Source organism: Bacillus sp. DJP31, assembly GCF_049310945.1.
Taxonomy (GTDB): Bacteria; Bacillota; Bacilli; order Bacillales; family SA4; genus Bacillus_BS.
In genome coordinates this window covers 30,251-50,942 of record NZ_JBMERO010000027.1, presented here as the reverse complement: position 1 = coordinate 50,942, position 20,692 = coordinate 30,251, and the positions used below count along the sequence as shown (strand labels likewise).

Genomic DNA, 20,692 nt, shown 5'->3' with positions numbered 1-20,692 from the left:
GCTCCCCCTGTGAGAGTAGGACATTGCCAAGCAAAGAGGAAAAAGCAGCTAAAACTAGCTGCTTTTTGTCTTTAAGATTCTAAGTTTAATTGTAGGTTTGGGGGGAAATGTATATTTTTCTATAAAAGTGTATTTTTGGCTTATATATTACAAAAACAGCATATAAAATGAGAAAACGGCAAATATATTAAGATTTTGGCTTCTTATGAAATAGTTTATTTGGCTAATATGTTGAGAATGACAGGGTTCTAAGGGTCACAACAGTCTTCATTGAGGCTCATAGTTTAGATAAAATGATACAAGGCAAGAAAACATGATGAATTATTGCAGCCAAACCTTAAAGATAACGTAAATTTACATAAAACCTATAGTGAGATGACTGTCTACTAGTCTAGCAAGTTGGAGAATCTATATAGATAAATAATAGTCAAACAAAAAAACTCAGAAAGATCCACTAACGAACGTATGAGTTTTTAACAATTAGCTAATTAAGGGTCATCTTAAAGTGTTATGCGGTATCAAATATGAAGACGCTCTGAGAGTAGACCCTAAGCATCTCATATCTAATTATTGGAAAATACCACCGTTAATTGTATTCTTGTTTTGAGTTTTCATTTGAGTCTTTCACCATTAAAATGAACGACTTAACAAAAGCAGCTACTTTCTAATTATAGAACTATATACAACATATCCTAACCCTGCTATGAGCATAAATCCAAGGACAATCACTGTAATGGATAAAGGTGTATCTTCATCTTGATCATTTGTTAGAACTTCGCCTTCTCCTAAGATTACAAGATCCTCACTTGCAGCAGATAGTTCCTTTGTAAGTGAACAGAGTCCAGTGTTTAATTTACCCTCATATTCAGAAGCATAAACCAAATAGCTATCATCCATATTAAAGGCATAGCCACATGCTGCGGAATCTTTAGCTGTATAGATGGATATCTTTCCTTCTGATACCCCCTTCCAGGATTGATCTACTTGAAAAGTAACCTTCATAGGTTCTGATGGATTTAATTGATTTTTAATATCAATAACTTTTCCAGAGAACACTGCAGTCACTTGTTTATATTCCTCATCTACTGGAGGTGGCTGAATACATGAACATGCATATGAAGGGCTGGGCTGAAAGAACAGTGTTGAAGCAATTAGGAAAAAGCTAATACATATAAACTTTAAAAACCTCATTGTTTTTCCCCTCCTTTTATACTTAGACGAGGTTCAAAGAGGAAAGTTACATAGGTAGATAAAATATACTTATTAAGGAATGCTTAGTCAGCCAACTTTTTTATCGGAACCTTATTTTTCTTGGTTTCATCAGGGAATTGTCTGTGAAGATGGAGGATTAGTAGTCCATGCTGGTAATGAGCATCTACTCTGTCATCTCTTACACTGTAAGGGAGTTCAATGTCCCGTTTGAAGTTTCCCTGCATGATGCCTTCTTGTAATAGCTTAAACCCTTTATAATTTAAATTCACTTTGCCTTCCACTTCAAGTATGTTTTGATTGACGATGACATGGATATCATCCATATTGTTAATGCCTGGGATGTTAATGATGCAAAGTAGTTCATTCTCACCTTGGTACAAGTTGTATTGAGTAAGCTGATTTTGGAGAATTCCGTCAAAATTATTCCAGAAGCTTTCACCAAAAAAACCTTGAAATTGATCTTTTAGGTTAGAAAAGTCCTTTAAGTAAGGGTTGTTCATTTTCTTAGCACCTCCGATATATTCCTGATACATTTTATGAAGAGAATGTGTTTATGTGCCTATGTCATAGGGAATGTTCTAAAGATATGCGAAGTTTGTTACAATAGATACTTAAATAAAGGGGAATAGTAAATATAAGTATTTTGAGGGGGCGAAATATTGTTAGAAAATAGCTTATTTATGATTTTGATCATTTTAGTAATTAATATTACATATGTATCCTTCTTTACGATAAGAATGATTTTAACACTTAAAGGATATCGTTATGCTGCGGCCTTCCTTAGTACGATAGAAGTTGTCATTTATGTAATAGGTCTAGGTTTAGTTTTGGATAACTTGAATGAGATTCAAAATCTTGTAGCTTATGCTGCTGGTTATGGTATTGGTGTTGTTGTGGGAATGAAAATTGAAGAAAAGCTTGCTTTAGGGTATATTACTGTCAATGTAATTACAAAAGAGTATAATCGAAATTTGCCTAAGGAGCTTCGTGAAAAAGGATACGGTGTAACAACCTGGAAGGCTGAGGGATTAGAAGGTGACCGAACTTCTATGCAAATTTTAACTCCGAGAAAGTACGAGCTTGCCCTATATGCTAGGATAAAAGATATAGATCCAACTGCATTTATCATTTCGTATGAGGCTAAAACGATACATGGAGGATTCTGGGTAAAGAATGTAAAGAGAGGTAAGTTACAGGATGCAAAAGAGTAAGCCATTGAAAATACGATTTACTGTTGAGGAAAATGAAACGATTGATGCATGTATCGATATGATGAAGAATGAAGGTTATTTGCCTATCCGTCGAATAGAAGAACCAGTCTTTAAAGAGATAATAACAGAGATCGACGGTCTAAGAGATATTCAGCCATGTGGTCGAAAAATTGTATTTGAAGGTAAATTAGAAAAACCCGAACGTTGGTAACTATTTTTTCTATTAATGTTCGAATTTATGTTGTGTTTTCTTCAGTTTGATGGTATTCTATAAATAGAAATCACTTGAAAAGTATAGATTCAATATTCGTTTGCCTCATATAATCTTGGGAATTTGGCCCATAAGTTTCTACCCGGTAACCGTAAATTACTGGACTATGAGGGAAAGTGATAGGGTTTTCCTGTCGTTTTAACTTTATGACAAGTACCCATGTAATTGCTTTCTCTTAATAGGGAAACACTACATGGGTACTTTTTTATTTTTAGATAATTCAAATAGTATAAAAAAAGATGTTTTAGCTAGGGGGAATTATTGTGAAACCGGTTGTTGGGGTTATAATGGGTAGTGCTTCTGATTGGGAAACAATGAAACATGCATGTGAAATATTAGATGAGCTTTCAATCCCTTATGAAAAGAGAGTTGTGTCTGCACATCGAACTCCTGATGAGATGTTTACCTATGCTGAGAATGCAAAAGAGAGAGGTTTAAAAGTGATCATTGCAGGTGCCGGGGGTGCTGCGCATTTACCAGGTATGGTAGCCGCGAAGACTCTACTCCCTGTGATTGGTGTTCCTGTGCAATCAAAGGCACTAAATGGAATGGATTCTTTACTGTCCATTGTCCAGATGCCAGGTGGGGTTCCAGTTGCAACGGTTGCGATTGGGAAATCAGGAGCAACAAATGCAGGATTACTAGCAGGTCAGATTTTAAGCTTACATGATATAGAAATAGAGCATAGATTGTTTGAACGAAGAGAGCGAATGAAGCAAATGGCGATGGAAATGAGTGATCAGCTTGTTTAAGACAGTTTTACCAGGAAGTACAATTGGCATTGTTGGTGGAGGTCAACTCGGGAGAATGATGGCTATATCAGCTAAAGAGATGGGCTATCGAATTGCTGTATTGGAACCAACACCGGACAGTCCTTGTGGGCAGATTGCTGATATCGAAATAATCGGAGCATACCATGATCAAAGCGCCATCGAAAAACTAGCTGTTGTAAGTGATGTCATTACTTACGAGTTTGAAAATATCGACCATACAGCACTTACTTGGTTAGAAGAAAATACGTATTTACCACAAGGAGCCGAGCTCATCAGGGTCACCCAGGACCGGGAAACTGAAAAGGATAAGATTAGTAGTTTAGGAGTTCCGGTAGCGCCTTATCAAATAGTAAAGTCTGAAAAAGAACTTGAAGATGCAATTGAATCGATAGGACTACCTTGCGTGGTGAAGACTTGCCTTGGTGGTTATGATGGGAAAGGTCAGGTTGTCATTAAAAAGCTTGGTGACAAGGAAAAGGCATTTAACCTTTTAATAAGCGGTAAATGTATTGTTGAGGGATGGGTTCCTTTTGATAAAGAGGTTTCGATCATTATTGCAAGGAGTCCTAAAGGGGAAATCCAATGTTTACCAATGGCAGAGAATATTCATATTGAAAATATCTTACACCAATCTATTGTTCCTGCAAGGGTCAGTCGGGAAGCGTGTGATAAAGCGTATGAAGTGGCCAAAACCATTGCAGATGGAGTTGGACTAATTGGTACTTTAGCGGTAGAAATGTTCTTAGTTGGAGATGAGGTTTATGTTAATGAACTTGCACCTCGACCTCATAATTCAGGGCATTATTCAATCGAGGCCTGTGTGACATCACAGTTTGAGCAACATATTCGTGCCATATGTAATCTCCCTTTAGGTGAGACAATGCTCTTAACACCGGCCATTATGGTGAACTTATTAGGTGAACATGTGGAGTTAGCTTTGGAGCATATTGAGGTCCTAGAAGGTAGTAAGATTCATTTATACGGTAAAAAAGAGGCAAAGATTAAGCGGAAAATGGGGCACATTACTTTTATAGGTAAAGATCTTGAAACTATGATAGAAAATATTTCGACTCTAGCAATTTGGAAAGAGAAGATGGGGGTAATAGAATGATTGAACGTTATACAAGACCTGAAATGGGCATGATTTGGACCGATGAAAATAGATTTAATGCATGGCTAGAGGTAGAGATTTTAGCTTGTGAAGCATGGGCTGAGCTTGGAGATATCCCGAAGGAAGATGTTGCTTTAATTCGTCAAAATGCATCCTTTAATATTGGGCGTATTTTTGAAATTGAGGAAGAAACAAGACATGATGTCGTAGCATTTACAAGAGCGGTATCAGAAACACTTGGAGAAGAAAAAAAGTGGGTTCACTACGGATTAACCTCAACAGATGTTGTGGATACGGCCCTTTCTTATATATTGAAGCAAGCGAATGATATTTTGCGAAAAGATTTACAAAACTTCGTTGATATTTTGAAAAATAAAGCGTTAGAACATAAGTACACAGTAATGATGGGAAGAACACATGGTGTGCATGCAGAGCCAACGACGTTTGGCTTGAAACTTGCCCTTTGGTATGAAGAAATGAAGCGTAATGTAGATCGCTTTGAAGCGGCAGCAACAGGAATTGAATTCGGGAAAATGTCTGGTGCTGTTGGGACGTATGCGAATATTAACCCATTCGTTGAGACCTTTGTATGTGAAAAGCTAGGTTTACAAGCCGCACCAATTTCAACTCAAACATTGCAGCGTGATCGTCATGCTCACTATATGGCCACTCTTTCGTTGATTGCGTCTTCGATCGAAAAGTTTGCGACAGAGGTTCGTGGTTTACAAAAGAGTGAAACGAGAGAAGTGGAAGAGTTTTTTGCAAAGGGTCAAAAAGGGTCTTCCGCAATGCCTCATAAGCGTAACCCAATTGGTTCTGAGAATATGACAGGACTTGCGCGCGTGATTCGCGGTCACATGGTCACAGCTTACGAAAATGTGGCGCTTTGGCATGAACGTGATATTTCCCATTCTTCTGCTGAACGAATTATTTTACCAGATGCGACAATTGCACTGAACTATATGCTGAATCGTTTTGGAAACATTGTTAAGAATCTAACAGTGTTCCCTGAAAATATGAAGCGTAATATGGAAGCGACATTTGGTCTTATTTACTCCCAGCGCGTGCTTTTAGCCTTGATTGATGCAGGGATGTCAAGAGAGGAAGCCTATGACACGGTTCAACCAAAAGCTATGGAGGCTTGGGAAAAGCAAACCTCATTTAAAGATATTGTGATGACAGAAGAGAAGATAACGTCAAGACTCTCGCAAGCTCAAATAGATGACTGCTTTGATTACAACTACCATCTTTCGCAGGTTGATTATATTTTTGACCGAGTTGGACTATAAGTTCTAGGGGGATTCCTAATGGAGAAGCTTGGCTTGCTATACGAAGGAAAAGCAAAGAGAATTTATGCAACGAATGATGAAGAAGTTGTATGGGTCGAATACAAGGATAGTGCAACTGCCTTTAACGGAGAGAAGAAAGCGACAATCTTTGGAAAAGGTCGTTTAAATAATACGATTACTGGTTTGTTATTTGAAATGCTTGAGGAGAAGGGAATTTCGACACATTTAGTTGAAAAGCTTTCTGACACCGAACAGCTCGTAAAGCGAGTCAAAATTATTCCTATTGAAGTTGTGGTCCGTAATGTAACAGCAGGTTCTTTAGCCAAGCGCTTAGGGCTTGAAGAAGGTTTGGAGCTATCGCAACCAATTATCGAGCTATATTTTAAAGATGACGATTTGGGTGATCCTCTTATTAATGAGGATCATGTGAAATTGTTGAATATAGCAACTGAGCAGCAAGTCGCAGAGCTAAAGAGTAAGGCGCTTGATGTAAACGCAATATTATTGCCGTACTTTGCAGACAAGAATTTGAGATTAATAGATTTTAAGTTAGAGTTCGGGGTAACTCCAGAAGGAAACGTGCTATTAGCAGACGAAATTTCACCTGACACATGCAGGCTTTGGGATAAAGAAACCAATGAGAAGTTAGATAAAGATGTTTTCAGAAGAGATTTGGGCAACTTAACAGATGCATATGAGCAAATACTAGAGCGATTAGGGGGATCACCATGTACAAAGTAAAGGTATTCGTTACGTTAAGAGAAAGCGTTTTAGACCCACAAGGAACAGCGGTTAAAGGATCACTTCATTCGTTATCATACACAGAAGTTCAAGACGTTAGAATCGGGAAATTTCTAGAGTTGACGATTGAAAAAGGGACTCGTTCTGTTGATGAGCTTGTGAAGGAAATGTGTGAACGTTTGCTGACTAATACAGTCATTGAAGACTTTACGTATGTGGTGGAGGAGGTTGTCGCTCAGTGAAATTTGCGGTGATTGTCTTCCCAGGTTCGAATTGTGATGTTGATATGTTCCATGCGATTAAGGATGAGCTAGGTGAAGAGGTGGATTATGTGTGGCATGATACAGAGTCACTAGATTCCTATGATGCCATTCTTTTACCGGGTGGTTTCTCATATGGTGATTACCTAAGATGTGGTGCACTTGCTCGCTTTTCAAAAGTAATGGGGGCTGTTGTTAAGGCTGCAGCAGTTGGTAAGCCAGTTCTTGGTGTATGTAATGGATTTCAAATTTTGCTAGAAGCTGGTTTGCTGCCTGGTGCTCTTCGTCGAAACAAAGATCTAAAGTTTATTTGCGGGCAAGTGGAGCTAGTGGTAGAGAGTAACAATACAATATTTACTTCAGGCTATGAGGTGGGAGAAGTTATCACGATTCCAGTGGCTCATGGAGAAGGAAACTATTATTGTGATGAAAAAACACTGCAAGAGCTAGTGGATAATGAGCAAATTGCTTTTAGGTATAATGAAGATTTTAACGGAAGTCTTTCAAATATAGCGGGTATCACGAATAAACAAGGGAATGTGCTTGGAATGATGCCACATCCAGAGCGTGCTGTGGATACATTACTCGGTAGTAGCGATGGACTACAACTATTTCAATCTATTTTAAAGACTTGGAGGGTATCTTCTCATGTCGTTACTTCTTGAACCAACTTCGCAGCAAATTAAATCAGAGCATATCTACCGAGAAATGGGACTTAGTGACGAAGAGTTTTTGCTGGTTGAAAAAACGTTAGGACGTCTTCCTAATTACACGGAACTTGGTTTATTTTCGGTAATGTGGTCCGAGCATTGTAGCTATAAAAACTCGAAGCCCGTTTTAAGTAAGTTTCCAACAAAAGGAGAACGTGTTTTGCAGGGGCCAGGTGAAGGTGCTGGGATCGTAGACATTGGTGATGGTCAGGCTGTTGTGTTTAAGATGGAGAGTCATAATCATCCATCTGCTATTGAGCCATATCAAGGGGCAGCGACTGGTGTAGGCGGGATTATTCGTGACGTTTTCTCAATGGGTGCTCGTCCAATTGCTCTATTAAACTCGTTGCGTTTTGGAGAATTAACAACTCCTCGTATGAGATTCTTATTTGAAAATGTCGTAGCGGGTATTGCTGGCTATGGTAACTGTGTGGGTATTCCAACTGTGGGCGGGGAGATTCAGTTTGACCCTTCTTATGAGGGGAATCCACTTGTGAATGCGATGTGTGTGGGGTTAATTGAACATAAAGACATTAAAAAAGGTGTGGCATCTGGTGTTGGCAATACCGTGATGTATATTGGGGCGAAAACAGGTCGTGACGGGATTCATGGTGCCACTTTTGCCTCAGAAGAGCTGAGCGAAGAATCAGAAGCAAAGCGCCCAGCTGTTCAGGTTGGCGATCCATTTATGGAAAAGCTTCTTCTTGAGGCATGTCTTGAGCTTGTGAAATGTGATGCAATGGTTGGGATTCAAGATATGGGTGCGGCAGGTTTAACGTCTTCATCAGCTGAAATGGCAAGTAAAGGCGGATCAGGTATTGAGATGAATCTTGATCTTGTGCCGCAGCGTGAAACGGGTATGACGGCTTATGAGATGATGCTTTCTGAATCGCAGGAAAGAATGGTCGTTGTCGTTGAAAAGGGCCGCGAGCAAGAGATTCAAGATATTGTGATGAAATATGATCTAGAAGCAGTGGCGATCGGTGTTGTAACAGATGATAAAATGCTACGTTTGGTTCATCATGGCGAGGTTGTTGCCGAAGTTCCAGTTGATGCGTTAGCAGAGGATGCACCGGTTTACCATAAGCCATCAAGCGAGCCTGAATACTACCGTGAATTCCAAGCGATGGAGAATGACATTCCTGCTGTTGACGATGTTCAAGAAACCTTATTCAAGCTGTTAGCTCAGCCAACGATTGCGAGTAAGGAATGGGTTTACAACCAGTACGATTATATGGTGAGAACGAATACAGTCGTGTCACCGGGATCAGATGCAGCGGTTGTTCGTATTCGTGGAACGAGAAAAGCATTGGCCATGACAACGGATTGTAATTCTAGATATATTTATTTAGACCCAGAGGTTGGTGGGAAAATCGCAGTAGCAGAAGCGGCACGAAATGTTGTATGTTCGGGAGCTGAACCTATCGCGATAACAGACTGTCTAAACTTTGGAAATCCAGAAAAGCCAGAGATCTTCTGGCAGCTTGAAAAAGCAGTAGATGGAATGAGTGCTGCTTGCACGAAATTGAATACACCTGTTATAAGCGGGAATGTTTCTTTATATAACGAAACGAACGGAACAGCCATTTATCCAACGCCAACAGTTGGTATGGTTGGGTTGATTCAAGATATTGACCATATAACGACTCAAGCCTTTAAAAAGGATGGAGATTTAATCTATGTAATTGGGGAAACGGTTGCTGAATTCGGTGGTAGTGAGCTTCAGAAAATGACATATGGACGTATTTTTGGGCGTGCTCCTGAGCTTGATCTTGAAAAGGAAGCGACTAGACAATCCCAATTATTATCTGCCATCCGCGCTGGATACGTTCGGTCTGCACATGATGTCTCTGAAGGAGGACTCGGAGTAGCGTTTGCTGAATCCGTTTTCGGGACTACATTAGGGGCAGATGTTGAGCTAGAAGGAAATGCCACCGTAGCTTTATTTAGTGAAACTCAATCCCGTTTTGTTGTGACAGTAAGTTCTGAGGATAAGGAGCGCTTTGAAGATAGTGTTGAGGCAGTTTTGGTTGGAACAGTAACAAATGTACCTAAGCTGGTTATTCGAATGGAAAACACGGCGGTCATTAACGCAACAGTGGATTCATTATCCGCAATTTGGAGAGGAGCAATCCCATGTCTGCTGAAATCAAAGGCTTAAACGAAGAGTGTGGCATTTTTGGAATATGGGGACATTCAGATGCTGCTCAAATCACTTACTATGGCTTGCATAGTCTTCAGCATCGAGGACAAGAGGGTGCAGGAATTGTTGTTTCCAATGGAGAGCAATTAAAGGGTGTTAAAGGTTTAGGTCTGGTTACTGAGGTATTTAAGCAGGATGTGATGCAGGATCTTTACGGAAAAGCTGCGATTGGTCATGTGCGGTATGCAACTGCAGGTGGTGGTGGGTATGAAAATGTCCAGCCACTTCTGTTCCACTCCCAAAGTGGTGGGCTTGCTCTTGCCCATAACGGGAACTTAGTAAATGCGACAGCTTTAAAGCATCAGCTAGAAGGTCAGGGGAGTATTTTTCAAACAACATCAGATACAGAGGTTTTAGCCCATTTGATTAAACGTGGTGGAAACCTCCCTCTTTCAGAACGAATGAAGAACGCACTGTCTATGTTAAAGGGTGCATATGCTTTCTTACTTATGACTGAGAATGAAATGATGGTTGCTCTTGATCCGTTAGGAATGCGTCCATTATCACTAGGGCGGTTAGGAGATGCTTACGTAGTTGCATCTGAGACATGTGCTTTTGATGTGGTTGGAGCAACATTTGAGCGTGAAGTTGAGCCAGGAGAATTGATTATTATCTCGGATGAGGGAATCCGTTCAGAACGCTTTTCGGGTGTCCAACACCGTGCCATTTGTAGCATGGAGTATATTTATTTTGCGAGACCTGATAGTAATGTGGACCAAATTAACGTTCATAGTGCACGCAAAAATTTAGGTAAATGGCTTGCATTAGAGGCACCTGTCGAGGCTGATGTAGTTACTGGTGTACCGGATTCTAGTATTTCTGCGGCAATTGGATATGCAGAGTCAATGGGCATTCCGTATGAACTAGGTTTAATTAAAAACCGCTATGTAGGAAGAACCTTTATCCAGCCTTCACAATCCTTACGTGAGCAAGGCGTGAAAATGAAATTATCCCCAGTTCGTGGAATTGTTGAGGGGAAACGGGTAGTAATGGTTGATGATTCGATCGTTCGTGGGACAACGAGTCGTCACATTGTACAATTGCTTCGGGATGCTGGAGCAACTGAGGTACACGTACGAATCAGCTCACCTCCCATCAAGAATCCATGTTATTACGGAATTGATACATCAACAAAGGATGAACTGATTGCTTCATCAAATTCCATTGAAGAAATCCGCAGAATAATTGGTGCAGATTCATTATCCTTCCTAAGCAATGAAGGATTACTAAATGCAATCGGACGCCCAGACCAAGACGAAAACAAGGGACAATGCATGGCATGCTTCACGGGAAAATACCCAACCGAAATCTACCCCGACACCGTGCACCCATACGAAAAATGCTAGAAAAGATACTTTAAGCACAGTTTGGTTTAGCGCTTTAAAGGAATGGGGGCCTGGCCCCCATTCCTTTAAAGCAGTAAAGTTTTTTATTGCACTGGAGGTTAGTTGGATGGCTAGTTCGTATAAGGACGCTGGAGTGGATATTGAGGCTGGTTATGAAGCGGTTGCTAGGATGAAGAAGCATGTGGAGCGGACAAAGCGTTCTGGTGTGATGAGTAGTATTGGCGGATTCGGTGGCATGTTTGATTTGTCTGGACTAGGCCTTAAGGAACCGGTTCTTGTTTCTGGGACTGATGGTGTAGGGACGAAGCTGATGCTGGCTTTTATGGCGGATCGACATGATACGATTGGGATTGATGCGGTTGCGATGTGTGTGAATGATATAGTTGTTCAAGGCGCTGAGCCTTTGTTTTTCTTGGATTATATTGCATGTGGCAAGGCACTTCCTGAGAAGATTGAAGCGATTGTGAAGGGTATTTCTGATGGATGCGAACAAGCGGGCTGTGCATTAGTTGGTGGAGAAACGGCGGAGATGCCTGGTATGTATGACGAGCAGGAATATGATCTTGCTGGTTTCGCTGTTGGAGCTGTGGAAAAATCCAAGATCATTACTGGGGAAACCATTCAACCAGGTGATTGCTTAATTGGTCTAACATCTAGTGGACTTCATAGTAACGGCTTTTCTTTAGTTCGGAAAATTCTCCTTGAGAAAGCAGGGTATTCTTTAGGAGACCAGGTCGAGGGATTAGAAGGAACACTAGGGGACGAACTACTTACCCCGACACGTATTTATGTCAAACCACTCTTACACGCAATGAAAAACTACACACTTAAGGGAATGGCTCACATTACAGGTGGCGGATTCATCGAAAACATCCCGAGAATGCTCCCAGAAAATTGTGGTGTAGAGATTGACCATGGTTCGTGGCCAGTTCCTCCCATTTTCGACGTGCTACAAAGGGAAGGTAATCTCACACAAGAAGAAATGTACAATATTTTTAATATGGGAATAGGAATGGTGGTCGCCGTTGATCAGGATAACCTTATTCCAGTAATCCAATCTTTAGAATCCCAAGGTGAAAAAGCCTATATCATTGGACGTGTTAAAGAAGGATCAGGGGTCACATTTGGAGGAGGTTCCTTAACATGAAGCGAATAGCCATATTCGCATCAGGCTCAGGTAGCAATTTTCAAGCCATTGTGGACTCTATTAAAAATGGCACATTACAAGTAGAAGTAAGGCTCCTAGTTTGTGATAAGCTAGATGCAAAAGTAATTAAAAGAGCCGAGAAAGAGGGTATTCCTACTTTCTCTTTTTTTCCAAAATCCTATGAATCAAAGAAGAAGTATGAAGAAGCGATTCTCCAAGTTCTACAAACGTACGAAGTAGATTGGGTTATTTTAGCAGGCTATATGCGTTTAGTTGGAACCACTCTGCTGCAAGCCTATGAAGGGAAAATTGTTAACATCCATCCATCCCTTTTGCCAGCATTTCCAGGAAAAGATGCGATAGGTCAAGCATTTTCAGCAAGTGTTAAAGTGACTGGTGTGACCGTTCATTTTGTGGATGCTGGAATGGACACAGGACCGATTATTGATCAAGAAGCGATCAAGATCGATAGTCTTGATACGTATGAAAGCCTGCAAGCAAAAATTCAGGTGATCGAGCATGAGCTTTACCCTAAAACCATACAAGCATTAGTAATGGGAGGCAACATACATGAAAAATAAACGAGCACTTATAAGTGTTTCTAATAAAGAAGGGTTAATTCCTTTTGTCCAAAAGCTAACTGAGCTTGGGGTAGAAATAATTTCAACGGGTGGGACAAGTAAATTACTAGAAGAAAACGGAGTAAATGTAACTGGGATTTCCGAGGTTACAAGTTTCCCCGAAATGCTTGATGGTCGTGTTAAAACACTTCATCCGATGATCCACGGTGGACTTCTAGGAATTCGTGATAATGAAGAGCACGTTAAAACCATGAAAGAACATGGAATTCAGCCAATTGATTTAGTTGTCGTGAATTTATACCCATTTAAAGAAACAATCCAAAAGCCAGATGTGTCCTATGAGGATGCAATTGAAAATATTGATATTGGTGGACCTTCTATGCTGAGATCAGCTGCAAAAAACCATCGTTTTGTGACTGTTGTAGTGGACCCGTCAGATTACGAAAAAGTAGTAAATGAACTTACAACTAATGATGAAGTTTCATTTGAGACGAAGCAACGTCTAGCTGCTAAGGTTTTCCGTCATACAGCTGGCTATGATGCATTAATTGGTGAGTACTTAACAAACCTAGTAGAGGAAGAAAATCCCGAATCATTAACTGTTACTTATGAAAAGAAACAGGACCTACGTTATGGTGAAAATCCACATCAAAAAGCAGCATTTTATCAAAAGTCTATCCCAACTAAGGGCTCCATTTCTTCAGCTAAACAACTACATGGTAAGGAGCTTTCCTATAACAATATTAACGATGCGGACGCTGCACTCACAATTGTAAAGGAGTTCAAAGACCCTGCCATCGTTGCGGTGAAGCATATGAATCCTTGTGGAGTGGGTGTTGGGGAAACGATTAGCTCTGCTTATGACAAAGCCTACGAAGCAGATCCTATTTCAATCTTTGGTGGAATCGTTGCAGCAAACCGTGTAATTGATGCTGAAACAGCCATCAAGCTAAAGGAGATCTTCCTTGAAATCGTGATAGCTCCTGGTTTTACAGATGAAGCTTTTGAAATTCTTTCGTCAAAAAAGAACCTTCGTTTACTGCAGGTCGAGGTAGAAATTCATTCGAAAATTGAAACGCGTTTAACTACGGTAAGTGGTGGTGTACTGGTTCAAGAAAGTGACCACCTATCATTTGAAGATGCAGTTATTTCCATCCCAACAAAAAGGGTACCGACTGATTCAGAATGGGAAGACTTAAAGCTTGCATGGAAGGTCGTCAAGCATGTAAAGTCCAATGCGATTGTTTTAGCAAAGGATGGAATGACGATTGGAATCGGTGCTGGTCAAATGAACCGTGTGGGTGCAGCAAAAATTGCCATTGAGCAAGCGGGTGAACAGGCAACCAGCTCAGCCTTAGGATCTGACGCCTTTTTCCCAATGGATGATACCGTTGAAGCAGCAGCAAAAGCGGGGGTAACAGCTATTATTCAACCAGGTGGCTCTATCCGTGATGAGGATTCAATTAAGAAAGCAGATGAATACGGTATGACCATGGTATTTACAGGGATTAGGCACTTTAAACATTAAAAAAGGAGGGCGAATCATGAATGTGTTAATAGTAGGACGAGGTGGAAGAGAGCATGCCATTGCTTGGAAGGCGTCCAAGAGCCCTCTCGTAAAAAATGTTTTTGTTGCTCCAGGTAATCCAGGCATGACTGATGTGGCGACTTTAGTTCCAATTGATGAAAACGACCATGAAGCCCTTATTGCTTTTGCTAAAGAGAATGTGGTTGAATTAACGGTTATCGGTCCTGAAGGTCCATTAGTGAATGGAATTGTTGACCGTTTTCAAGAGGAAGCGCTCCAAGTTTTTGGACCACGTAGTCATGCAGCGGCAATCGAAGGTAGTAAAGCTTTTGCAAAAGACTTAATGAAGAAATACGGAATTCCAACTTCTTCCTATGCAACCTTTACTGAATACGCCGAAGCCAAAGCATATGTAGAAAAAGTGGGAGCACCTATTGTGATTAAAGCAGACGGGCTTGCTGCTGGAAAAGGTGTTGTCGTCGCTATGACGCTAGAAGAAGCATTGGCGAGCATTGAAATGATGATGGTGGAAGAAAAATTTGGTCAGGCTAGTACACAAGTGGTCATAGAGGAATACTTAGAAGGCGAAGAATTCTCGTTAATGGCCTTTGTTCATGGAGAAAAAGTATATCCAATGGTAATTGCACAAGACCATAAACGGGCTTTTGACGGAGACCTTGGCCCAAACACGGGTGGCATGGGTGCCTATTCTCCTGTACCACAAATTAGTAATGAGGTTGTGAACGTTGCAATTGAAACGATCCTAAAGCCAACAGTAAATGGAATGATAAAAGATGGTGCCCCTTTTACAGGTGTCTTGTATGCTGGGTTGATGCTAACGACAGATGGGCCAAAGGTCATTGAGTTTAACGCACGGTTTGGAGATCCAGAAACACAAGTGGTGTTAGCAAGATTAGAAAGTGATCTCGTTGAAGTAATGAGAGATTTGTTAGAAGGAAAAGAGCCTACGATTAACTGGTCAAAAGAGGCAGTAGTAGGTGTCGTCGTGGCTTCAAAAGGCTATCCAGAGGCTTATGATAAGGGAAATCTGATACTTGGATTAGAAAATATAACGGGTGCTCGGGTTTTCCATGCTGGAACCGCAATTCTTGATGGTCAATTTGTAACAGATGGAGGCCGTGTTCTAGTAGTAGCCTCATCTGGACAAACGATAAATGAAGCGAAGAATCAAGTATATGAACAGCTTCAGCATATCCAATCAGAACATGTCTTCTACCGCAATGATATTGGTGCAAAAGCTATCTCACGCGTTTCCGTTTAATAAATACAAAACAAATGGCAACAATACCACCAATAACAGAAGCGAGAACAAATGACATATCCGTCACATACTCCCAAAACATAGGATCAACTCCTTAATTAGTCCCCTTGCTGTTCGTAGCAAGGGGGTTTTTGTTTGAATTGTAAGCTATTGATTCTATAGTAAGTGCTTACACATAGAACCAATAGTTTGGCATATAGGATCGTGAATTTGGCTCATAGACCTGGAAAAAAGATTAAGTGATTATTCCATCAGAAGCCATTCTAGCAACACAAACCATGCTTGTTCACAGGATTCATGTCGGATTAAATGCCGTATTATGTTCCTGCTCTTGCTCGAGTTGCTGTTGCTCTTGAAATTGATGGTAGGCATACGTTACTGGGCAAAATCTAACAATACCCATTCCGATTTTCAGTGCTGCAATCATGGCAATCATCAAATAGCTTTCGTTATGAGGTCGTCTTGAAAGTTTAGCTGTTGCCCAAGCAAGCATTGTGAAGCCACATGTTAGTCGGATTAATGCATTAACTATTCCAATATTGGGTTTCATTTTTACACCTCTTGTAAGTTTACTTATTTTTCTAAATTTGTTTACTGCTTTACCTTGTGACTTATGTTAGGATAAAAAAAGAAGCTGACTGGATGGAGGAATGTGGATGTACGACCCAAAATTTCGCTGGAGAAATCAAGAATTACGTAAGCATGTTGAAATCATCGATGGTAAGTATTCACCGACAATACTCTTAACGAATGCCACTTTTCTTCACTCGGGACTCAAGCAATGGTTGAAAGCGAACATTTGGATTTATGAAGACCGTATAGTATATATAGGTGACCAATTACCGAATGCTGATGTACATACAGAGACGTTTGATTGCTCAGATCTTTTTCTTGTTCCAGGGTATATTGAGCCACATGCCCATCCATTTCAATTATATAATCCCCACTCTCTAGCCCAATATGCATCTATGTTTGGAACAACGACTTTGATAAATGATAACCTCGTCATGTTTTTGCAGTTACCAAAAAAGAAAGCGTTTTCTTTGATGGATGACTTTCAAAAGCTACCTCAGACTATCTATTGGTGGTGTCGATTTGATTCTCAATCACAGCTGGTAAATGAAGAGGAACTATTCTCTTCTGAAAATATTAAAGCTTGGCTCGAACGGGAGGATGTAATTCAAGGTGGTGAACTAACCGGTTGGCCCAAACTGCTTCAAGGCGATGATAGAATGCTTCAGTGGATACAAGAAGCGAAGTATCAAAAAAAGCGGATTGAAGGCCATTTCCCAGGGGCGTCTGAGCGAACACTCGCAAAAATGAAGCTACTCGGAACCGATTGTGATCATGAATCTCTTTCTGGAAGTGATATATACAATAGACTACTACACGGGTATACGGTGTCTCTTCGTTACTCTTCTATTCGTCCTGATTTACCTTTTTTATTAGAGGAAATAAAGGAATTACAGCTACAGAGTTATGATTCATTACTCTTCACTACAGATGGTTCAACACCCTCTTTTTACGAGCAAGGAGTTATAGACTATATGATTAAAATGGCGATTGAGAGTGGCATCCCACTAATCGATGCTTATCATATGGGCTCTTATAACGCGGCAAAATATTATCATATGGAAAGTATCTTAGGGCAAATTGCAACAGGTAGAGTCGCAAATATTAACTTCCTTACCTCAAAAGAAGTACCTACCCCAGTTCATGTTTTAGCAAAGGGAAAATGGTTGAAGTATGATGGTAAACCAACTTATGTAGATGAGCCTTTCAGCTGGGAGAGTAGTGGTTTAGGACCACTTGCCATCGATTGGAATTTATCAGTTGAGGATCTCCAGTTTTCAATAAAACTCGGGATGAAAATGGAGAACGCAGTCATTATGAAGCCGTATACCATAATGCTCGACAGTTCTGTAGACAACCTATCAGAAGATCATGATGAAAGCTTCCTCTTACTTATTGATCAAAAAGGAAAATGGAGGATTAATACCTTCATAAAGGGCTTTGCAAAGAATGTGCATGGGCTAGCAAGCTCTTATTCGAATACAGGCGATTATATTGTCATCGGTAAACGAAAACAGGATATGCTCCTCGCTTTTGGTCGGATGAAAGAGCTCGGGGGAGGAATTGTTCTCGTTGAAGAAGGAGAAATTATTTATGAGCTAAGCTTACCAATAGGCGGAAGAATGTCGATGCTTTCTTTAGAGGAGTTAATTCCGATTGAAAAACAATTCAAATCATTGATGAAGGACAAAGGCTATCCCTATATGGACCCAGTTTATACATTGTTATTTTTATCATCGACACATCTTCCTTATATTAGAATTACGCCTGTCGGAATCTATGATGTCATGAAGAAAATGGTACTCTTTCCTACCATAATGCGTTAAAATGTAAAAGTGGTATTCAAGAGATTTCATACTAATAAAACAACAGAATCATTCGATTTTTAGTAGATAATTTCACTAAATTAGAAAAGGTTGTGTCTCAAATGAAACGTATCCTCTACCTAGTCGCCCTATTTCTCCTTTTTCTAGTAGCAGTTGCTTGTTCAAAAGATGAGGCTGCTCCTGCAAGCACGGAGCCAATTGAAGCAGAAGAGACCGAAGAGACCGAAGAGAATGTTGAAAATGAAGAAACGTATAAAAAGATGCATCCGTTAACAGGTTTAGGAACAAATGAACCTATCAATCAGCGAACTATTGCGGTAATGGTGAACAATCATCCCAAGGCGCGCCCTCAATCCGGTCTACATAAAGCAGATATCGTCTATGAAGTGTTGGCAGAAGGAAATGTTACGAGATTTCTAGCCATCTTTCAAAGCGAGATGCCAGAAACAATAGGACCAGTTAGAAGTGCTAGAGATTACTACGTAAAGCTCAGCACTGGGTTTGATGCTTTCTATATCGCTCATGGTTATAGTCCCGATGCACAACAGCTACTAGAAACAGGTGTAGTAGATAATATAAACGGTATGATCTATGATGGAACCTTATTCAAGCGAGCTGAATTCAGGAAAGCTCCTCATAATTCTTATATTACCTTTGAGAATGTCATGAAGGGTGCAGAGGATAATAATGTGGCCACAACACATGACCTAGAACCACTTACCTTTTTAAATGAAGATGAAGTTGGAGCCATTCAAGGTGATGAAACTGGAGATGTTCGAGTTGCTTATTCCAAGAGTGATTTTTCAATTGTTGATTACAAGTTTGATTCGAGCGTTGGAAGATATTTACGCTACAGCATGGATGAGCTTACAGAAGATTTAGATTCAAAAGAACCTGTTTATCTAGATAATATATTGATTGTAGAAGCATCTCACGAAATCATTGATGATGCAGGACGAAATGACATTGATTTGACTTCTGGTGGTAATGCGTATTTATTGCAGAAGGGTAAAAAGATGGAAGTAGAATGGAAGAATGTGAATGGCAGAATCGTCCCTTATTCAAATAGTCAAGTTGTAGGTTTAGTCCCTGGTAAGACATGGATAAATCTAGTACCGAATTTGGACATGGTTTCAGTGATCTCAGCAAACTAATCTTATTTTAATAAAACTTAAGGAGTTAACCATATGCAAATAGAAAAACTGCGTGGAAAAGAACTGGATCAATTGTTTAAGGCTGTTCTTTCATTAAACGATCTCGAAGAATGTTATCGATTTTTCGATGATCTTTGTACGGTAAATGAAATTCAGTCTCTTTCTCAGCGCTTAGAGGTTGCTAGGATGCTTCGAGATGGACTAACCTACCATAAGATAGAAGCAGAAACTGGTGCAAGTACAGCTACAATTTCTCGTGTAAAACGTTGTTTAAACTACGGGAATGATGCCTATCAAATGGCATTAGAGCGTTTATATGAACCGGAAAAGAAATAGTTTGAGATTATCAACGATACTTATTCGTTGATTTTTTTCTTATTTAGACCATAAATCTTCATAATTTTCCTAAATAGAGGCAAACTACCTATATGAATTTGGTAAAGAAGGGAGTCGGTTAATATGGAAGTACATCATGATCAGGTAGGTTTATCAACAGCAGAGATGTCGTTTCTCTGGTCGAATTATATTGGGGATACCATGTTGATTTGTGTATTTGAGCATTTTCTCCGCAATGTTGAGGATAAGGATATTGAGAGTGTGCTATTGCATGGCTTGGATCTTGCAACAAAACACGCCAAGGAAGTAAAGGACATATTTATAAAAGAAAACTTCCCTATACCTCAGGGGTTTGGGCCACAGGATGTGAACCTAGACGCACCTCGTTTATTTTCCGATCAATTTTATTTGTACTACTTAAGGCTAGCAATTCGAGGAGGACTTGCAAATTTTTCAATAGCATTCTCCAATTCGCATCGTGATGATGTTAGAAAATACTTCATGCATTGTATTCACGAGGATACTGAGCTATTCAATAAAACAGTAGATTTGATGTTAGAAAAGGGTTTAACTAGCCGTCCTCCAGGTATTCCAGTTCCGAAAAAGATAGATTTTATTCATGACAAAGCATTTCTCGGAGAATGGTTTGGGGAAGATCGTCCCTTAACATCTATTGAAATCTCCAATATATTCTCAAATATTGAAACGAATATGCTTGGTTCTGCATTATTAACAGCATTTAGTCAGACAACTGAGGAAAAGAAGCTTAAAAACTATTTCCAGGACGGAATAAATATAGCTAAAAATCATATTGAATCCCTTTCGAAATTAATGGAAAATGATCCCTTAGTTCTTCCTCAATTATGGAATCCGGAGATAAGTGATTGTATTAAACCGGTTTTTTCAGATAAATTAATGCTACAGCATAATGGCCATGCTACAACGGGTGGTATTGGAAACTACGGTATAGCCCTTGCTTCTAGTCAGAGACGAGATATAGGAGCTATGTATATAAAATTAACAGCTGAGAGTATTATGTACGGAGAAAAAGGAGCAAGACTTGCCATCAGCTTCGGCTGGCTCGAGCAGCCCCCATTATCAATAGACAGGGATGAATTAGTGAAGAAGTAGTGCCGTT

Annotated in this window: 22 protein-coding genes and 1 riboswitch; of the genes, 18 read left to right on the top strand and 4 right to left on the bottom strand. The window is 40.0% G+C overall.

Going from position 1 to position 20,692, the window contains the following annotated elements; all coding sequences use genetic code 11:
• Positions 1-657: 657 nt before the first annotated feature.
• Positions 658-1,191 (bottom strand): hypothetical protein, encoded by a 534-nt coding sequence (locus tag ACOI1C_RS18650; RefSeq protein ID WP_422512095.1) that lies wholly within the window; start codon positions 1,189-1,191, stop codon positions 658-660.
• 83 nt (positions 1,192-1,274) lie between these two features.
• On the bottom strand, positions 1,275-1,712 hold the full coding sequence (locus tag ACOI1C_RS18645) for an Hsp20/alpha crystallin family protein (protein WP_422512094.1): 438 nt from the start codon (positions 1,710-1,712) through the stop codon (positions 1,275-1,277).
• Positions 1,713-1,871: 159 nt separating this feature from the next.
• Between ACOI1C_RS18645 and ACOI1C_RS18640 the strand changes: the two genes are divergently transcribed.
• The 14 genes from ACOI1C_RS18640 (at position 1,872) to purD (ending at position 15,665) form a co-directional block, all read left to right on the top strand.
• Entirely contained in the window at positions 1,872-2,423 is a 552-nt protein-coding gene (locus ACOI1C_RS18640; RefSeq protein ID WP_422512093.1) for a DUF2179 domain-containing protein, read from the top strand.
• Positions 2,410-2,634, top strand: a complete 225-nt coding sequence (locus ACOI1C_RS18635; RefSeq protein WP_422512092.1) for an NETI motif-containing protein — start codon at positions 2,410-2,412, stop codon at positions 2,632-2,634. Before ACOI1C_RS18640 ends, ACOI1C_RS18635 begins: the two co-directional genes overlap by 14 nt.
• An 85-nt stretch (positions 2,635-2,719) precedes the next feature.
• A riboswitch (purine riboswitch) is annotated at positions 2,720-2,821 on the top strand.
• A gap of 136 nt (positions 2,822-2,957) precedes the next feature.
• On the top strand, positions 2,958-3,446 hold the full coding sequence (gene purE / locus ACOI1C_RS18630) for a 5-(carboxyamino)imidazole ribonucleotide mutase (protein ID WP_422512091.1): 489 nt from the start codon (positions 2,958-2,960) through the stop codon (positions 3,444-3,446).
• Positions 3,430-4,578: a 5-(carboxyamino)imidazole ribonucleotide synthase gene (gene purK, locus ACOI1C_RS18625; RefSeq protein WP_422512090.1), complete on the top strand. Its 1,149-nt coding sequence runs from the start codon at positions 3,430-3,432 to the stop codon at positions 4,576-4,578. The genes purE and purK overlap by 17 nt, the downstream gene beginning before the upstream one ends.
• Complete coding sequence (purB, locus tag ACOI1C_RS18620; protein ID WP_422512089.1) at positions 4,575-5,867, top strand: adenylosuccinate lyase; 1,293 nt, start codon at positions 4,575-4,577, stop codon at positions 5,865-5,867. Before purK ends, purB begins: the two co-directional genes overlap by 4 nt.
• An 18-nt stretch (positions 5,868-5,885) precedes the next feature.
• Positions 5,886-6,608 (top strand): phosphoribosylaminoimidazolesuccinocarboxamide synthase, encoded by a 723-nt coding sequence (gene purC / locus ACOI1C_RS18615; protein WP_422512088.1) that lies wholly within the window; start codon positions 5,886-5,888, stop codon positions 6,606-6,608.
• Complete coding sequence (gene purS / locus ACOI1C_RS18610; RefSeq protein ID WP_422512087.1) at positions 6,596-6,850, top strand: phosphoribosylformylglycinamidine synthase subunit PurS; 255 nt, start codon at positions 6,596-6,598, stop codon at positions 6,848-6,850. The genes purC and purS overlap by 13 nt, the downstream gene beginning before the upstream one ends.
• Positions 6,847-7,533 (top strand): phosphoribosylformylglycinamidine synthase subunit PurQ, encoded by a 687-nt coding sequence (gene purQ / locus ACOI1C_RS18605; RefSeq protein WP_422512086.1) that lies wholly within the window; start codon positions 6,847-6,849, stop codon positions 7,531-7,533. Before purS ends, purQ begins: the two co-directional genes overlap by 4 nt.
• Complete coding sequence (purL, locus tag ACOI1C_RS18600; protein WP_422512085.1) at positions 7,517-9,739, top strand: phosphoribosylformylglycinamidine synthase subunit PurL; 2,223 nt, start codon at positions 7,517-7,519, stop codon at positions 9,737-9,739. The genes purQ and purL overlap by 17 nt, the downstream gene beginning before the upstream one ends.
• Positions 9,715-11,127: an amidophosphoribosyltransferase gene (purF, locus tag ACOI1C_RS18595; protein WP_422512084.1), complete on the top strand. Its 1,413-nt coding sequence runs from the start codon at positions 9,715-9,717 to the stop codon at positions 11,125-11,127. Before purL ends, purF begins: the two co-directional genes overlap by 25 nt.
• A 106-nt stretch (positions 11,128-11,233) precedes the next feature.
• On the top strand, positions 11,234-12,274 hold the full coding sequence (gene purM / locus ACOI1C_RS18590; RefSeq protein ID WP_422512083.1) for a phosphoribosylformylglycinamidine cyclo-ligase: 1,041 nt from the start codon (positions 11,234-11,236) through the stop codon (positions 12,272-12,274).
• Positions 12,271-12,855 carry a phosphoribosylglycinamide formyltransferase gene (gene purN, locus ACOI1C_RS18585; RefSeq protein ID WP_422512082.1) on the top strand — a complete coding sequence of 195 codons (585 nt, stop codon included), beginning with the start codon at positions 12,271-12,273 and terminating at the stop codon, positions 12,853-12,855. The genes purM and purN overlap by 4 nt, the downstream gene beginning before the upstream one ends.
• Positions 12,845-14,383, top strand: coding sequence for a bifunctional phosphoribosylaminoimidazolecarboxamide formyltransferase/IMP cyclohydrolase (purH, locus tag ACOI1C_RS18580; RefSeq protein WP_422512081.1), 1,539 nt, complete (start codon positions 12,845-12,847; stop codon positions 14,381-14,383). Before purN ends, purH begins: the two co-directional genes overlap by 11 nt.
• Before the next feature lie 16 nt (positions 14,384-14,399).
• Positions 14,400-15,665: a phosphoribosylamine--glycine ligase gene (gene purD / locus ACOI1C_RS18575; protein ID WP_422512080.1), complete on the top strand. Its 1,266-nt coding sequence runs from the start codon at positions 14,400-14,402 to the stop codon at positions 15,663-15,665.
• On the opposite strand, the gene ACOI1C_RS18570 is transcribed toward purD, so the two are convergent.
• Positions 15,643-15,747: an EYxxD motif small membrane protein gene (locus tag ACOI1C_RS18570; RefSeq protein WP_422512079.1), complete on the bottom strand. Its 105-nt coding sequence runs from the start codon at positions 15,745-15,747 to the stop codon at positions 15,643-15,645. The genes purD and ACOI1C_RS18570 overlap by 23 nt on opposite strands.
• A 213-nt stretch (positions 15,748-15,960) precedes the next feature.
• Entirely contained in the window at positions 15,961-16,215 is a 255-nt protein-coding gene (locus ACOI1C_RS18565) for a YgaP family membrane protein (protein WP_422512078.1), read from the bottom strand.
• Positions 16,216-16,321: 106 nt separating this feature from the next.
• On the opposite strand from ACOI1C_RS18565, the gene ACOI1C_RS18560 reads away from it, so the two are divergent.
• The 4 genes from ACOI1C_RS18560 to ACOI1C_RS18545 all read left to right on the top strand — a co-directional run bounded on the left by ACOI1C_RS18560 (position 16,322) and on the right by ACOI1C_RS18545 (position 20,685).
• Positions 16,322-18,064 carry an adenine deaminase C-terminal domain-containing protein gene (locus ACOI1C_RS18560; RefSeq protein WP_422512077.1) on the top strand — a complete coding sequence of 581 codons (1,743 nt, stop codon included), beginning with the start codon at positions 16,322-16,324 and terminating at the stop codon, positions 18,062-18,064.
• Positions 18,065-18,165: 101 nt separating this feature from the next.
• Positions 18,166-19,218 (top strand): DUF3048 domain-containing protein, encoded by a 1,053-nt coding sequence (locus tag ACOI1C_RS18555; RefSeq protein WP_422512076.1) that lies wholly within the window; start codon positions 18,166-18,168, stop codon positions 19,216-19,218.
• 33 nt (positions 19,219-19,251) lie between these two features.
• On the top strand, positions 19,252-19,554 hold the full coding sequence (locus ACOI1C_RS18550; protein ID WP_422512075.1) for a YerC/YecD family TrpR-related protein: 303 nt from the start codon (positions 19,252-19,254) through the stop codon (positions 19,552-19,554).
• A gap of 123 nt (positions 19,555-19,677) precedes the next feature.
• Complete coding sequence (locus tag ACOI1C_RS18545; protein ID WP_422512074.1) at positions 19,678-20,685, top strand: DUF3231 family protein; 1,008 nt, start codon at positions 19,678-19,680, stop codon at positions 20,683-20,685.
• The last annotated feature ends 7 nt before the right edge of the window (positions 20,686-20,692 follow it).

What these genes read in the sequence shown, in the direction of transcription:
- purC (WP_422512088.1), top strand. Translation starts at nt 5,886, where the DNA reads ATGGAGAAGCTTGGCTTGCTATACGAAGGAAAAGCAAAGAGAATTTAT.
- ACOI1C_RS18560 (WP_422512077.1), top strand. Translation starts at nt 16,322, where the DNA reads ATGTACGACCCAAAATTTCGCTGGAGAAATCAAGAATTACGTAAGCAT.
- ACOI1C_RS18550 (WP_422512075.1), top strand. Translation starts at nt 19,252, where the DNA reads ATGCAAATAGAAAAACTGCGTGGAAAAGAACTGGATCAATTGTTTAAG.
- purD (WP_422512080.1), top strand. Translation starts at nt 14,400, where the DNA reads ATGAATGTGTTAATAGTAGGACGAGGTGGAAGAGAGCATGCCATTGCT.
- purH (WP_422512081.1), top strand. Translation starts at nt 12,845, where the DNA reads ATGAAAAATAAACGAGCACTTATAAGTGTTTCTAATAAAGAAGGGTTA.
- ACOI1C_RS18545 (WP_422512074.1), top strand. Translation starts at nt 19,678, where the DNA reads ATGGAAGTACATCATGATCAGGTAGGTTTATCAACAGCAGAGATGTCG.
- purS (WP_422512087.1), top strand. Translation starts at nt 6,596, where the DNA reads ATGTACAAAGTAAAGGTATTCGTTACGTTAAGAGAAAGCGTTTTAGAC.
- purN (WP_422512082.1), top strand. Translation starts at nt 12,271, where the DNA reads ATGAAGCGAATAGCCATATTCGCATCAGGCTCAGGTAGCAATTTTCAA.
- ACOI1C_RS18570 (WP_422512079.1), bottom strand. Translation starts at nt 15,747, where the DNA reads ATGTTTTGGGAGTATGTGACGGATATGTCATTTGTTCTCGCTTCTGTT.
- purF (WP_422512084.1), top strand. Translation starts at nt 9,715, where the DNA reads ATGTCTGCTGAAATCAAAGGCTTAAACGAAGAGTGTGGCATTTTTGGA.
- ACOI1C_RS18555 (WP_422512076.1), top strand. Translation starts at nt 18,166, where the DNA reads ATGAAACGTATCCTCTACCTAGTCGCCCTATTTCTCCTTTTTCTAGTA.
- ACOI1C_RS18635 (WP_422512092.1), top strand. Translation starts at nt 2,410, where the DNA reads ATGCAAAAGAGTAAGCCATTGAAAATACGATTTACTGTTGAGGAAAAT.
- purM (WP_422512083.1), top strand. Translation starts at nt 11,234, where the DNA reads ATGGCTAGTTCGTATAAGGACGCTGGAGTGGATATTGAGGCTGGTTAT.
- purB (WP_422512089.1), top strand. Translation starts at nt 4,575, where the DNA reads ATGATTGAACGTTATACAAGACCTGAAATGGGCATGATTTGGACCGAT.
- ACOI1C_RS18645 (WP_422512094.1), bottom strand. Translation starts at nt 1,712, where the DNA reads ATGAACAACCCTTACTTAAAGGACTTTTCTAACCTAAAAGATCAATTT.
- ACOI1C_RS18650 (WP_422512095.1), bottom strand. Translation starts at nt 1,191, where the DNA reads ATGAGGTTTTTAAAGTTTATATGTATTAGCTTTTTCCTAATTGCTTCA.
- ACOI1C_RS18565 (WP_422512078.1), bottom strand. Translation starts at nt 16,215, where the DNA reads ATGAAACCCAATATTGGAATAGTTAATGCATTAATCCGACTAACATGT.
- purL (WP_422512085.1), top strand. Translation starts at nt 7,517, where the DNA reads ATGTCGTTACTTCTTGAACCAACTTCGCAGCAAATTAAATCAGAGCAT.